This is a genomic window from Rubrivivax soli (assembly GCF_049810355.1).
Lineage (GTDB): Bacteria > Pseudomonadota > Gammaproteobacteria > Burkholderiales > Burkholderiaceae_C > Rubrivivax.
Map to the genome: position 1 here is coordinate 3,799,730 of NZ_CP187368.1, position 12,570 is coordinate 3,812,299.

At 72.3% G+C, this 12,570-nt stretch carries 13 protein-coding genes; 7 read left to right on the plus strand and 6 right to left on the minus strand.

The annotated features are described in order from the left end of the window. Positions 1–2 precede the first annotated feature (2 nt). Positions 3–878, plus strand: a complete 876-nt coding sequence (locus tag ACPOLB_RS17290) for an EamA family transporter (RefSeq protein ID WP_425261940.1) — start codon at positions 3–5, stop codon at positions 876–878. Between the two features lie 10 nt (positions 879–888). Here ACPOLB_RS17290 and ACPOLB_RS17295 read toward each other — a convergent pair whose 3' ends face one another. Then, positions 889–1,962: a murein transglycosylase A gene (locus ACPOLB_RS17295; protein WP_425257263.1), complete on the minus strand. Its 1,074-nt coding sequence runs from the start codon at positions 1,960–1,962 to the stop codon at positions 889–891. A gap of 136 nt (positions 1,963–2,098) precedes the next feature. Here ACPOLB_RS17295 and ACPOLB_RS17300 point away from each other — a divergent pair, with 136 nt between their 5' ends. From ACPOLB_RS17300 to ACPOLB_RS17310, 3 genes are all read left to right on the plus strand, one after another. After that, positions 2,099–2,227 (plus strand): hypothetical protein, encoded by a 129-nt coding sequence (locus tag ACPOLB_RS17300; protein ID WP_425257264.1) that lies wholly within the window; start codon positions 2,099–2,101, stop codon positions 2,225–2,227. Between the two features lie 87 nt (positions 2,228–2,314). After that, the gene (locus ACPOLB_RS17305; RefSeq protein ID WP_425257265.1) at positions 2,315–3,556 is read left to right on the plus strand and encodes a cation:proton antiporter; all 1,242 of its coding nucleotides are present in this window, start codon (positions 2,315–2,317) and stop codon (positions 3,554–3,556) included. Between the two features lie 58 nt (positions 3,557–3,614). Then, positions 3,615–4,736, plus strand: a complete 1,122-nt coding sequence (locus ACPOLB_RS17310; protein WP_425257266.1) for a YbdK family carboxylate-amine ligase — start codon at positions 3,615–3,617, stop codon at positions 4,734–4,736. Here the strand turns inward: ACPOLB_RS17310 and ACPOLB_RS17315 are convergent. Together ACPOLB_RS17315 and apaG are read right to left on the minus strand one after the other, a co-directional pair. Next, positions 4,733–6,745 (minus strand): site-specific recombinase, encoded by a 2,013-nt coding sequence (locus tag ACPOLB_RS17315; protein WP_425257267.1) that lies wholly within the window; start codon positions 6,743–6,745, stop codon positions 4,733–4,735. The genes ACPOLB_RS17310 and ACPOLB_RS17315 overlap by 4 nt on opposite strands. After that, a complete protein-coding gene (gene apaG / locus ACPOLB_RS17320) occupies positions 6,745–7,119 on the minus strand; it encodes a Co2+/Mg2+ efflux protein ApaG (RefSeq protein ID WP_425257268.1) in 375 nt (124 codons plus the stop codon). The genes ACPOLB_RS17315 and apaG overlap by 1 nt, the downstream gene beginning before the upstream one ends. A gap of 41 nt (positions 7,120–7,160) precedes the next feature. Between apaG and rpe the strand changes: the two genes are divergently transcribed. Then, on the plus strand, positions 7,161–7,823 hold the full coding sequence (rpe, locus tag ACPOLB_RS17325; RefSeq protein ID WP_425257269.1) for a ribulose-phosphate 3-epimerase: 663 nt from the start codon (positions 7,161–7,163) through the stop codon (positions 7,821–7,823). Here rpe and ACPOLB_RS17330 read toward each other — a convergent pair. Both ACPOLB_RS17330 and ACPOLB_RS17335 read right to left on the minus strand, forming a co-directional pair. Further along, positions 7,789–8,106, minus strand: a complete 318-nt coding sequence (locus ACPOLB_RS17330) for a 2Fe-2S iron-sulfur cluster-binding protein (RefSeq protein ID WP_425257270.1) — start codon at positions 8,104–8,106, stop codon at positions 7,789–7,791. The genes rpe and ACPOLB_RS17330 overlap by 35 nt on opposite strands. Then, positions 8,103–8,540 (minus strand): Lrp/AsnC family transcriptional regulator, encoded by a 438-nt coding sequence (locus tag ACPOLB_RS17335; RefSeq protein WP_425257271.1) that lies wholly within the window; start codon positions 8,538–8,540, stop codon positions 8,103–8,105. Before ACPOLB_RS17335 ends, ACPOLB_RS17330 begins: the two co-directional genes overlap by 4 nt. A 117-nt stretch (positions 8,541–8,657) precedes the next feature. Here ACPOLB_RS17335 and ACPOLB_RS17340 point away from each other — a divergent pair, with 117 nt between their 5' ends. Next, a complete protein-coding gene (locus tag ACPOLB_RS17340; RefSeq protein WP_425257272.1) occupies positions 8,658–9,755 on the plus strand; it encodes a saccharopine dehydrogenase C-terminal domain-containing protein in 1,098 nt (365 codons plus the stop codon). A gap of 28 nt (positions 9,756–9,783) precedes the next feature. Continuing rightward, positions 9,784–11,835, plus strand: a complete 2,052-nt coding sequence (locus ACPOLB_RS17345) for a prolyl oligopeptidase family serine peptidase (protein ID WP_425257273.1) — start codon at positions 9,784–9,786, stop codon at positions 11,833–11,835. A 22-nt stretch (positions 11,836–11,857) separates the two neighbouring features. Here the strand turns inward: ACPOLB_RS17345 and ACPOLB_RS17350 are convergent, their stop codons facing one another. Beyond that, positions 11,858–12,553 (minus strand): fumarylacetoacetate hydrolase family protein, encoded by a 696-nt coding sequence (locus tag ACPOLB_RS17350; protein WP_425257274.1) that lies wholly within the window; start codon positions 12,551–12,553, stop codon positions 11,858–11,860. Between the last annotated feature and the right edge of the window lie 17 nt (positions 12,554–12,570).

Genomic DNA, 12,570 nt, shown 5'->3' on the forward strand with positions numbered 1-12,570 from the left:
CGCTGCCGCCGCGGCGCTTCCTGCTCGCACTGGCCGTGGTGGCCGTGTGGGGCACGAACTTCGTCGTCATCAAGCTCGCGCTCGGCACGCTGCCGCCGCTGTTCTTCGCGGTGCTGCGCTTCACGTTCGCGCTGCTGCCGGCCGCGTTCTTCATCCCCCGCCCGGCGGTGCCGTGGCGGCTGCTGGCGGCCTACGGCGTGCTCATCGGCGCCGGGCAGTTCGGGCTGCTGTACGTCGCGATGGGCGCCTGGATCTCGCCCGGCCTGGCCTCGCTGGTGGTGCAGACGCAGGTCTTCTTCACGATCGGCCTGGCCATCGTGCTGGCGGGTGAACGTGTGCAGCGCTTCCAGTGGCTGGCGCTGGTGCTGGCGGTGGCTGGCCTGGGCGTGATCGCCGTCAACACCGACGCCAGCACCACGCCGCTCGGCCTGGCGCTGGTGCTGGCGGCGGCGCTGTCGTGGGCCGGCGGCAACCTGGTCGCGCGGCACAGCGGTCGCGTCGACATGCTGGGCTACGTGGTCTGGTCGAGCCTGTTCGCGCTGCCGCCGCTGCTGGTGCTGTCGCTGTGGCTGGAAGGCCCAGCGCGCATCGCCGACGGCCTGGCCCGCGCCGATGCCGCGGTCTGGGCCGCGGTGCTGTGGCAGTCGGTGGGCAACACCTTGTTCGGCTACGCCGCCTGGGGCTGGCTGCTCGCGCGCCACCCGGCAGCCACCGTGGTGCCGATGGCGCTGCTGGTGCCGGTGTTCGGCATGTCGGCGTCGGCGCTGGTGCTGGGCGAGCCGCTGCCGGCCTGGAAGCTGGCCGCCGCGGGCCTGGTGCTCGCGGGTCTGGCGCTGAACCTGCTGTGGCCGCGCCTGCGGCAGGCACTGGGCGGCTGACGCGCGCGCATCAGGGCGGCATCTGCCCCAGCGGCCACAGCGCCCACAGTTGCAGCGGCTGCTTCATGCGCCCGGCCTGGGCCTCGGCATCGCCTTCCCAGCCCCAGAAGAAGTCGGCACGCACGGCGCCGGTGATGGCACTGCCGGTGTCCTGCGCCACCACCAGGCGGCGCAGCGGCGTGGACGACAGCGGCTCGGTGGTGTCCAGCCACAGCGGCGTGCCGTAAGGCACGCTGCCGGGGTCGACCGCGACCGAACGCCCCGGCGTCAGCGGCACGCCCTGCGCGCCACGCGGGCCGACCGTGGGGTCGGGCAGGGCTTCCTCGCGGAAGAAGACCACGCGCGGGTTGGCCCACAGCATCTCCTGCACGCGTCGCGGGTTGGCCTGGGCCCAGGCCTTGATGGCGGGCCACGAGGCGGCCTCCAGGGTCATCTCGCCGCGCTCGATGAGCCAGCGGCCGACCGACTTGTAGGGCTGCTCGTTGTGGCCGGCGAAGGCCAGCCGCACGACGTGGACGCGGCCGTCGGGCTCGGTCACGCGCAGCCGGCCCGAGCCCTGGATCTGCAGCACCAGCGCGTCCAGCGGGTCGGCCACGAACGCGATCTCGCGCCCGCGCAGCGTGGCCTGCGCGGCGGGCAGCGTGTCGAGCTGCTGGCGCGTGAAGAAGGGCCGCGCCGGCTGCAGCGCAGGCGGCACGCTGTGCAGCGGCACGCGGAAGCTGCCCTGCGCCCGCCGCGAGGCGTCGATCAGGGGTTCGTAGTAGCCGGTGATCAGGCCTTCGGTGGCGCCCTCCGGGGTTTCCACGCGCCAGGGTTGCAGCCAGCGCTGCAGCCAGTCGCGCGTGGCCGCATCGCCGTCGGGCGGCTCGAGCTGCAGCCGGGCGCAGGTCTCGGCCCAGCCTGCCGCCGGCCGCGTGCAGCTGGCGCGCAGCGCCGGCCACACCTGGGCCACGCGGTCGTCGGCCCAGCCGGGCAGCGCCGTCCACTCGGTGCGCACCCAGCGTGCGCGCGGGCGCTGCGCCGTCACGCCGATGGCCAGCGGTGCGGCCGCAGGCGCCAGCACCGGCGGCGCGCCGGCGGGCACGGCGGGCGGGCCTGCCTGCGGTGGTGGCACAGGAGTCGGCAGCCCGGCGCAGCTGGCCAGCACACCTAGAATCGCCGCGCCCGCAGGCAGCCGGCAGCGCTGTGCTGCCGACGCAGCAAACCCCGAGGACCCGAACATGTGGTTGATTGTGCTGGAGGCGATGGCGGCCCTGGCCCTGCTGGTGCTGATCGTCTGGTGGACGATGTTCTCGGGCCGCCGCCGCGGCGAGCCGCCGTCGTCCGATGGCGATGGCGACAAGAACTGACTGTTGCAGCCAAGCCGCTGACGCGGCGGAACTTCGAGGCGCCGCGCCGGGTCTGTCCCCACCTACAACGACAACGAGGAGGCCGCGATGGTGGCAGAACTGGCCGACTTCCTGCAGATCGTGCCCTGGCCGCCCGCGCCCGGCGTGGCCTTCTGGGCGGCGCTGGCCCTGGTGGCGGGCGCCCTGCTGGGCGAACTGGTGCGGCGTGTCTTTTCCGTGCCGCGCATCGTGGGCTACGGCATCGTCGGCGGTGTCATCGGCTTTGCCGGATTCGGCGCCGGCACGCTGACGGGCACGGCCCGGCTCATCGTCGACCTGGCGTTGGCGCTCCTGTTGTTCGAGCTGGGCAGCCGCGTCAACCTGCGCTGGCTGCGCGCCAACCCGGCACTGCTGCTGACCAGCGCGGCCGAGGCGCTGGGCAGCTTCGTGGCCATCTACTTCGCGCTGCGCTTGTTCGGCCAGCCGGTGAACGTGGCGCTGACCTGTGCCGCGATGGGCAGCTGCGCCTCGGGCGCGGTGATCGCCCGCGTGGCTGGCGAGCTGAAGGCGGCCGGCCAGGTGAGCGAACGCATGATCGTGCTGACCTCGCTGAACACGCTGTTCGCGGTGCTGGCCTTCAAGCTGGTCTCGGGCTGGCTGCACCTCGACGTGGCCGGCGACTGGGTGCGCGCGGTCTCGCAGCCGTTGTGGGCCTTCGCCGGCTCGGTGGGCGTGGCGGCGCTGCTGGCCGCGCTGGTGGCCTGGATCGCGCGCCGGCTCGACCTGCGCGACGAGAACGCCGCGCTGCTGCTGCTGGGCCTGGTGGTGCTGGCACTGATGGTGGCCAAGCAGTTCAACCTGTCGACGCTGCTGGTGCCGCTGCTGGCGGGGGTGCTGCTGCGCAACAGCAGCGAGCGCCCGTGGGTCTGGCCGCGCCACTTCGGCACCGCGGGCGGCGTGCTGGTGCTGATGCTGTTCGTGATCGTCGGCAGCGCGGGCTCGGTGCCGGCGCTGCTGGCGGGCGGTGTCACGGCGCTGGTGCTGCTGGCCGCGCGTGCCGCGGCGAAGACGGCCGTGGTGGTGGTGCTGGCACGACCGAGCGGACTGCGCATGCGGCAGGCGCTGGGACTGTCGCTGGCGCTGACGCCGATGTCGGGCACGGCGCTGGTGTTGCTGGCCGACCTGCAGGCGGGCCACGCGGCCTTCGCGCCGCTGGTGGCCCCCATCATCGTGTCGGCCATCGCCTTCACCGAGGTGCTGGGGCCGCTGCTGGTGCAGTGGGGCCTGCACCTGGCCGGTGAACAGCAGCCGCAGGCCAAGCCTGCCGACTACCGCGTGGTGACGGCATGAGCGCGCCGGGCCGCTCCCAAGCGCTCGTCCCGGCGCACGCCGTGCGGAGGGTCGTCCGATGAGTCTCGAGAACTTCCACCATTCGCGCGCGCTGACGCTGGGCGTCGAGCTCGAACTGCAGATCGTCGGCACGCACGACTACGACCTCACCCCGGCAGCCGCCGACCTGCTGCGCGTGCTGGGCAAGAAGAAGCTGCCCGGCGCCGTGGTGCCCGAGATCACCGACAGCATGATCGAGCTGTCCACCGGCATCTGCGAGGACCACGCCGACGTGCTGGCGCAGCTGACGCAGATCCGCGACGCGCTGGTGCAGGCCGCCGACAAGCTGGGCGTGGCGCTGGCCGGGGGCGGCACGCACCCGTTCCAGGACTGGAGCCAGCGGCGCATCTTCGACAAGCCGCGCTTCCAGGAGGTGAGCGCGCTGTACGGCTACCTGTCCAAGCAGTTCACGATCTTCGGCCAGCACGTGCACATCGGCTGCCCCAGCGCCGACGAGGCGCTGCTGCTGCTGCACGGCATCAGCCGCTTCATGCCGCACCTGATCGCGCTGTCGGCCTCGTCGCCCTTCATCCAGGGCACCGACACGGCCTTCCATTCGGCGCGGCTGAACTCGGTCTTCGCCTTCCCGCTGTCGGGCCGTGCGCCCTTCGTGCTGACCTGGGACGACTTCGGCACCTACTTCGGCAAGATGGCGCGCACCGGCGTCGTCAAGAGCATGAAGGACTTCTATTGGGACATCCGCCCCAAGCCCGAGTTCGGCACGATCGAGGTGCGCGTGCTCGACACGCCGCTCACGATCGAGAAGGCCGCGGCGATGGCCGGGCTGATCCAGTGCCTGGCGCGCTGGCTGCGCGAAGAGAAGCCTTATGTGCCGGTGGAGGACGACTACCTGCCCTACACCTTCAACCGCTTCCAGGCCTGCCGTTTCGGGCTCGACGCGATCTTCATCGACCCGCGCAGCGGCGAACACCGCACGCTGCGCGACGACCTCGTGGTGATGCTCGACAAGCTGGCGCCGCACGCGCAGGTGCTGCGCGCGGAAGGGGCGCTGGCCTACATCCGCGGCGAGCTCAACGGCCTGGGCAACGACGCCACGTGGATCCGCGCCACGCAGGACCGCGAGCGGCTGCTGCCGGAGGTGGTGCGGCAGCAGACGCTGCGCTGGGCAGGAAGGGCCTAGGCCCCAGGGGACCCGGGATCGAACCGCTGGCCCTTCGGCGGCAGCAGGAACGACAGCGGCGCGGTGCGCAGCCGCCGCCGCAGCGCCACGCCGATGCGCTGGCGCTCCTTCAGCTGGATGCCGCGCGAGCGCAGCGCCACCTTGAAGGCCAGTGCGAAGCTCACCACCAGGTTCAGCACGCCGGTGGCGGCGATGGCCGCCACGCAGAGCCAGAACTCGGGCCGCTGCAGCACAGGCAGGCCCATCGCGCCGGCCGCCGCGGCCAACTGCCCGGTGCTCAGCGTCACGTGGCGCACGTCCAGCGGCAGCGCGAAGAAGCTGGCCACGACCGGCACCAGGCCCAGCATCAGGCCCAGCGACACGTTGGCCGCCAAGCCCGAGATGTTGGCGCGCCACCAGCGCGCCCAGCGCTGCGCGCGTGCCGCGCCCAGCCGGGCCACGAAGCGCGGATTCCAGGCGATGGCGCTGTCGAGCCGGTGGAAGACGAACCAGTTCTCGGCCCAGCCGGCGATCAGGCTGCTGGCGAACAGCAGCACGCCGGTGAAGGCGGCAAAGAAGACGGTCGGCCCCAGCAGGGTCAGCGACTCCAGCACGTGCTCGCCCTCCTTCGCACTCACCAGCGGGCTGCCGAACGCGGCCTGCCACAGCAGCTGCACCGCCAGCACCAGCGGGCCGCAGACCGCCAGGTTGCCGACGATGCCCGCCATCTGCGAACGGATCAGCTGCGCCACGCGGTCGACGAAGCCTTCGATGCGCGTGTCGTCCAGCGTGCCCTGCAGCGTGGCTGCCATCGCCGGCGCCGTCATCGCCGGCTGCTTGGTCGCCACCGTCCAGTGCAGCAGCATGATCAGCACGAAGCTGCCGGCGTAGTTGATGCCGGCCCAGAAGCCCGACCAGAAGGCCGTCAGGCCGATGGCATACAGCGCGAACTTGATGAAGGTGGTGCCCGCGATCACCGCGCCGCCGCCGGCCGCGCGGCGCAGCATGGCGCGGTACTCGCTGCGGTCGCGCGTGATGTAGTGGTCGCCGGTCTCGGCATTGCGCTCGGCCACCTGGCGCGCCAGCAGCTGGTAGTGCTGCGCCAGCAGCGCACGCAGCCCGCGCTGGTCGGCCGCCACCTGCAGCAGCTGCAGCGTCAGGCCCTGCAGGTCGGGCAGCGGCGAGCGCGCCAGCACGCAGTTCAGCAGCAGTTCGATGCGCTGCGCGCGCTGCTGCAGCTGGTCCAGCTCGTAGACGATGTCGACCGAGACGCCGAATTCCTCCAGGTGCTGCGTCACGCTGTCGGCGGCGCGGCGGCAGGCGTCGAGCAGCGCGCGCAGGTAGGCCGCCTCGCGCAGCGCGTCGTCGTGGCGGCCTTCCAGCACCGCGGCACGCACGTTCTCGGCCGCGCGCGCGAGCTGGCGGAAGGGTTCGTCGGACAGCCGCGCCGGGTCCATGCGGCGGCGCAGTGCCGGGGCATAACCGCCGGCATGCACGGCGCTCACCAGGATCGTGATGGCGTCGAGCATCGCCGCGCGCCAGGGCGCGTCTTCGCCGGGCGCCAGCAGCACGGCCAGGCGCTGCAGCGTGGGGGCGTCGATCTGCGCGATCCAGGCGGCATCGCCGGGTTCGAACAGCAGCTGGAACAGCTCGGCGAGGTCGGGTGTCTGCGGCGTGCCCGGCAGCAGCCGCAGACGCAGCCGGCGGCCGATCTCGCTGAACAGCGACTGCCGGTTGCCGAGCCCGAAGTCGGCAAACAGCGCCGGCGCGTCCACCTCGCGCCAGAAGCGCTGCACCATCGCACGCAGCTTCTGCTGGAAGGCGGGCTGGCCGTCGAGCAGCTTCAGCACGTGGCGCAGGCGCACCAGCGGCAGCGGGGTGCGCGGCTCGGCCGTGGCCGTGGCGGCGGGCGTGGGGGCGTGGCGCAGCCACTCCATCAGCCGCACCCACCACAGGTGCCGTTCGCCCAGCGACGCCTTGGGGTCGGCCGCGTTGACCAGCGCGGTCAGGTCCCAGGGGCTGCTGGCCATCAGTGCAGCAACCCGGGGAAGACGAGCTGGAATTCGGGCACCGGCGCGTCGAAGGCGTCGGCGGCCTCGGTCATGCAGAAGAAGGTGCCGCGCATGCTGCCGTGCGGCGTGGCGATGCGGGTCCAGCTGGTGTATTCGAAGGTCTCGCCCGGCTTCAGCAGCGGCTGGTGGCCCACCACCGCGAGGCCGCGCACTTCCTCGGTCTGGCCGTTGGCGTCGCTGACCAGCCACTGCCGCGCCACCAGCTGCGCCGCGATGTCACCGCTGTTGCGGATGCTGACGGTGTAGGCGAAGGCGTACGGGCCGTCGGGCGGCTGCGACTGTTCGGCGAGGTACTGCACCTTCACCTCGCAGGTGAACTGGGGGTTGGCCATGCGCGGCATTCTAGGAGGGCACAGACTCCTAGAATGACCCCATGACGACCTACCGCATCGCCCCCAGCCTGTTGTCCGCCGACTTCGCCCGGCTCGGCGAGGAAGTGAAGAACGTCATCGCCGCCGGCGCCGACTGGATCCACTTCGACGTGATGGACAACCACTACGTGCCGAACCTGACCTTCGGCCCGATGGTGTGCCAGGCCCTGCGCAAGCACAGCACGGTGCCGATCGACGTGCACCTGATGGTGCAGCCGGTGGACGCGCTGGCGCAGGCCTTCGCCAAGGCCGGGGCCGACCTCATCAGCTTCCACCCCGAGGCCAGCGCGCACGTGGACCGCACGCTGCAGCTGATCCAGGCCGAAGGCAAGCAGGCCGGCCTGGTGTTCAACCCGGCCACGCCGCTGGACGTGCTGGAGCACGTGATCGAGCGCGTGGACCTGATCCTGATCATGAGCGTGAACCCGGGCTTCGGCGGCCAGAGCTTCATCGACAGCGCGCTGCGCAAGATCGAGAAGGCGCGCAAGCTGATCGACAGCACCGGGCGCGACATCCGGCTCGAGGTGGACGGCGGCATCAAGGTCGACAACATCCGCCGCGTGGCCGACGCCGGCGCCGACACGTTTGTCGCCGGCAGCGCCATCTTCGGCCAGCCCGACTACAAGGGCGTCATCGACGCGATGCGCGCTGCACTGGCGCGCTGACGCCGGCGCCCGGCTGCTCGACCACCACGTCGCTCAGCGCCTCGGCCACGCAGGGCAGGATGCAGCCCTGCTGCTTCTCCTCGGCGCTGAGGCCGGGCCAGTCGATGGTGTGGCGCACGCTGCCGCTGCGCAGCTGGCTGAAGCAGGTGCGGCAGGTGCCGTTGCGGCACGAGCTCGGCAGCCGCACGCCGGCCTGCAGCGCCGCCTGCAGCAGCGTCTGGCCGGCGCGGGCCTCGAACTGCAGGCCTGCCGGCTCCACGCGCACCGTGAACGCCGCCGTCATGCCGTGCGGTCCACGCGCAGCGCCAGCACCACCGAGGTGGTGGTCTTCATGACGCCGTCGATCTCGCCGATGCTGTCGAGCAGCCCGTCCAGCCGGGCCGTGGACTCCGCGCGCAGCAGCGCGATGTAGTCGAACTCGCCGCTCACCGAGCACAGCATGCGCAGTTCGGGCAGGCGGGCCAGCTGCGCGGTGACGTCGCGCGCCATCTTCGGGCTGACGGTGATGCCCACGTAGGCCTGCACGCCGCGGTCGCCGCTGTCGGCCCCCAGCCGCGCGGTGTAGCCGACGATGGCGCCGCTGCGCTCGAGCCGGTCCAGCCGCGCCAGCACCGTGGTGCGCGCCACGCCCAGCCGCCGCGCCAGGTTGGCCGTGCTCTCGCGGGCGTTGGCCTGCAGCAGGGTGATGAGCTGGCGGTCGAGATCGTCGCGGGGCATGCGCCATTATGGCGAGATGAGCCGACGCTTCGTCGAAACCAGCCACCAGTTCGACGAATTCGTGCTTTCTTTCGTCACCAGGCCTTCCTAGACTCGCCGCAGCTCAGGGAGACCCACATGATGAAGATCACGCTGCTCGGCGCCGGCCACATCGGCCAGACCATTGCCCGCTGGCTGTCGGCCACCGGCGACTACCACGTCACCGTGGTCGACCGCAGCGCCCCGGCACTGGCGCGGCTGGCCGGCGACGCCGCCGCCACGCTGCAGGTGGACACCAGCGATGCCGCCGCGCTGCAGCGCGCGCTGCGCGGGCAGCATGCGGTGATCAACGCGCTGCCTTACCACCTGGCGACGCTGGCGGCGACCGCGGCGCGCGAGGCGCAGTGCCACTACTTCGACCTCACCGAGGACGTGGCCGCCACGCGCGCGATCCAGCAGCTGGCCGTGGGGGCGTCCACCGCCTTCATGCCGCAGTGCGGGCTGGCGCCTGGCTTCATCGGCATCGTCGCGCACCACCTGGCGCAGGGCTTCGACACCTTGCATGAAGTGAAGATGCGCGTCGGCGCGCTGCCGGCGTTTCCGACCAACAGCCTGAAATACAACCTGACCTGGAGCGTGGACGGCCTCATCAACGAGTACTGCCACCCCTGCGAGGCCATCCGCGGCGGCCAGCGCATCGAGGTGCTGCCGCTCGAGGGCATGGAGCACTTCAGCCTCGACGGCACCGAGTACGAGGCCTTCAACACCAGCGGCGGCCTGGGCACGCTGTGCGAGACGCTGGCCGGGCGCGTGCAGACGCTCGACTACAAGAGCGTGCGCTACCCCGGCCACCGCGACCTGATGAAGATGCTGCTCGAGGAACTGCAGCTGAACCAGGACACCGAGACGCTCAAGGCCATCATGCGCAAGAGCATCCCCAGCACGATGCAGGACGTGGTGCTGGTGTTCGTCACCGTCAGCGGCCTGCGCGACGGCGCGCTGGTGCAGGAGGTGTTCGCCCGCAAGATCTTCGCCGACCGCGACAGCGCGGCGCCGCTGAGCGCGATCCAGATCACCACCGCCGCCGGCATCTGCGCCGCGGTCGACCTGTTCCGCGAAGGCCGGCTGCCGCAGCGTGGCTTCATCCGCCAGGAGCAGGTGGCGCTGCCCGACTTCCTGGCCAACCGCTTCGGCCGCGCGTACCAGCAGAGCCGGCAGGTCGAGAGCATCGGCTGAACGCCGCGTTGCAGCGACACTCGCGGGCATGAAGAACGCCCGCAGCGCCCGCGCCAGAACCACCACCCCCCGCCCGCTCGACGTCGACACGCTGTGGCAACTGCAGCGTGTGGGCAGCGTGGCGCTCGCGCCCGACGGCCGCCGCGCCGTGTGCGCGGTGACCACGCCCGACATGGAGAAGAACACCAGCAGCACCGCGCTGTGGCTGCTGGACACCACCCGCGCCGCGCCGCGGGCGCTGACGCGCTGCGGCGACAAGGATGGCCAGCCCGCGTGGTCGCCGCGCGGCGACGCCATCGCCTTCGTCGCGCGCCGCGGGCAGCAAGGGCAGCAGGACAAGACGCCGCAGCTCTACCGCATCGCCCCCGACGGCGGCGAGGCCGAGCGCATCAGCGACCACGCGCCCGGCATCGAGCACTTCCGCTGGCTGCCCGACGGCCGCCGCATCGTGTTCGCGGCCTGGGTCTGGCCCGAGCTGCGCGGTGCCGCGGCCCAGGCCCGGCGCTGGAAGACGTTCTCCGAGCGCAAGGAGACCGGCTACGCCACCAGCGAGGCCTACTACCGCTACTGGGACCACGAAGTGCCGATGGGGCGCGTGCTGCACCTGCTGCTGCTGGACACGCGCACGGGCCGCGTCACCGACCTGTTCGAGGGCACGGCGCTGCAGCTGCCGCGCGACACCGGCGACTGCACGGCCTACGCGGTGCATCCCGACGGCCGCCGCGTCGCCTTCCAGCACGACCCGGCGCCCGTGCAGCGGCTGGGCAACCGGCTGGCGCTGTCGGAGATCGAGATCGGCACGCGCCGCGTGCGCGCGCTGGTGGACGACGCGGCCTGGGACTGCAGCGCTCCGGCCTACAGCCCCGACGGCCGCCGGCTCGCCTTCCTGGCCGCACACGTGGGCGCGCACCACACGGCGCCGCAGCAGCTGGCGCTGCGCCCGGACGACGGGGGCCGCTGGCAGCTGCTGGACGCCGCCTGGGACCACGAGGCGCAGGCGCCGCTGCGCTGGTCGGCCGACGGCAGCGCCGTGCACTTCGCGGCCGAGGCGCGTGGCCGCTGCCACCTGTGGCGCGCCACCCCCGCCGACCGCCGCATCGTGCAGGCACACGCGGGCGGCTGGGTGCAGGGCTTCGACCTGGCCGGCGACACGCTGCTGCTCGCCGCCGACGCCGCGCTGCACCCGACGCGCGTGTACGCGCGCCACGGCGGCGGCGCGACAGTGCGCCTGGAGCGCTTCAACGACACCGTGCTGGCCGGCGTGGCGCTGGGCGACGTGCGCGAGGTCGAGGTGACCGGCGCGCTCGGCGAGCCAGTGCAGCTGTGGCTGACGTTCCCGCCCGGCTTCGACGCGAAGAAACGGCACCCGGTGCAGCACGTGATCCACGGCGGCCCGTTCACCGCCGCCGGCGACAGCTTCGGCTGGCGCTGGAACCCGCACGTGTTCGCCTCGGCGGGGCAGGTGGTGGCGCAGGTGAACTTCCACGGCTCCAGCGGCTTCGGCTGGGCCTTCAAGCGCAGCCTGATCGGCCGCCAGGGCATGCTGGAGCTGCAGGACATCGAGGCCGCCACCGACTGGCTGCTGCGCCAGCGCTGGGTCGATGGCCGGCGCATCACCGCCAGCGGCGGCAGCTATGGCGGCTTCCTGGTGGCCTGGATGAACGGCCACGTGGCGGCCGGCCGCTACCAGGGCTACGTGTGCCATGCCGGGGTGTACGACCGCATCGCCACCTTCAGCGCCGACTCCTACCCGGTGCGCCCGAAGGACCTGGGCGCGCTGTACTGGGAGGACATGGGCCACGTGCTGGCGCAGAGCCCGCACGCGCACGCCGCGCACATGCACACGCCCACGCTGGTGATCCACGGCGCACGCGACTACCGCGTGCCCGACTGCAACGGCCTGGCCTACTACAACACGCTGCAGGCGCGGGGCGTGCGGTCGCGCCTGCTGTGGTTCCCCGACGAGAACCACTGGGTGCTGAAGCCGCGCAACTCGAGGCTCTGGTACACCGAGTTCATGGCCTGGATCGCGGCGTGCTCGGCGCCGGCGAAGCCCGGCCGGTCCGGGGCCCGGGCCTGAGCCCGCGCCCGGGGGTGTCCGTTCAGACCATGCGCACGCGCAGCTCGGGCAGTCCGGCCACGCTGCCCACCAGCAGGTCGCCCGCCACCACCGCGGCCACGCCCTCGGGCGTGCCGGTGTAGATCAGGTCGCCGGGCTGCAGCTCCCAGGCCGCCGACAGGTGCTCGATGGTCTCGGCGATGTTCCAGATCAGCTTGCCGACGTTGCTGCGCTGGCGGTCGGCGCCGTTGACCTGCAGCGCGATCTCGGCGTGCAGCACGTCGCCGGCCTGCGCGGCCGGCACGATCGGGCCGATCGGGGCGCTGTGGTCGAAGCCCTTGCCGATGCACCAGGGGCGGCCCTGCTTCTTCGCGTCGTTCTGCAGGTCGCGGCGCGTCATGTCCAGGCCCACGGCGTAGCCCCACACGTGGGCCATCGCGTCGGCCGCGGCGATGTTCTTGCCGCCCTTGCCGATGGCCGCCACCAGCTCGATCTCGTGGTGCAGGTTCTTCGTCAGCGTGGGGTAGGGCATGTCGCCGGTCTCGCCGGCGTTCACCACCAGCAGCGCGTCGGCCGGCTTCAGGAAGAAGAACGGCGGCTCGCGGCCGGTGAAGCCCATCTCCTTGGCGTGGTCCTCGTAGTTGCGGCCGACGCAGTAGATGCGGTGCACCGGAAAGCGCTCGGCGCGGCCGACGACGGGCACGCTGACGGTGGCGGGGGGGGCGAAGAGGTAGCTCATGGCGGACTCGAAGTGAG

Excerpts from the sequence above, each read along its gene's own strand:
- ACPOLB_RS17300 (WP_425257264.1), top strand. The coding sequence starts at position 2,099 with ATGTGGTTGATTGTGCTGGAGGCGATGGCGGCCCTGGCCCTGCTGGTG.
- ACPOLB_RS17305 (WP_425257265.1), top strand. The coding sequence starts at position 2,315 with ATGGTGGCAGAACTGGCCGACTTCCTGCAGATCGTGCCCTGGCCGCCC.
- ACPOLB_RS17310 (WP_425257266.1), top strand. The coding sequence starts at position 3,615 with ATGAGTCTCGAGAACTTCCACCATTCGCGCGCGCTGACGCTGGGCGTC.
- ACPOLB_RS17315 (WP_425257267.1), bottom strand. The coding sequence starts at position 6,745 with ATGGCCAGCAGCCCCTGGGACCTGACCGCGCTGGTCAACGCGGCCGAC.
- apaG (WP_425257268.1), bottom strand. The coding sequence starts at position 7,119 with ATGGCCAACCCCCAGTTCACCTGCGAGGTGAAGGTGCAGTACCTCGCC.
- rpe (WP_425257269.1), top strand. The coding sequence starts at position 7,161 with ATGACGACCTACCGCATCGCCCCCAGCCTGTTGTCCGCCGACTTCGCC.
- ACPOLB_RS17330 (WP_425257270.1), bottom strand. The coding sequence starts at position 8,106 with ATGACGGCGGCGTTCACGGTGCGCGTGGAGCCGGCAGGCCTGCAGTTC.
- ACPOLB_RS17335 (WP_425257271.1), bottom strand. The coding sequence starts at position 8,540 with ATGCCCCGCGACGATCTCGACCGCCAGCTCATCACCCTGCTGCAGGCC.
- ACPOLB_RS17340 (WP_425257272.1), top strand. The coding sequence starts at position 8,658 with ATGATGAAGATCACGCTGCTCGGCGCCGGCCACATCGGCCAGACCATT.
- ACPOLB_RS17345 (WP_425257273.1), top strand. The coding sequence starts at position 9,784 with ATGAAGAACGCCCGCAGCGCCCGCGCCAGAACCACCACCCCCCGCCCG.
- ACPOLB_RS17350 (WP_425257274.1), bottom strand. The coding sequence starts at position 12,553 with ATGAGCTACCTCTTCGCCCCCCCCGCCACCGTCAGCGTGCCCGTCGTC.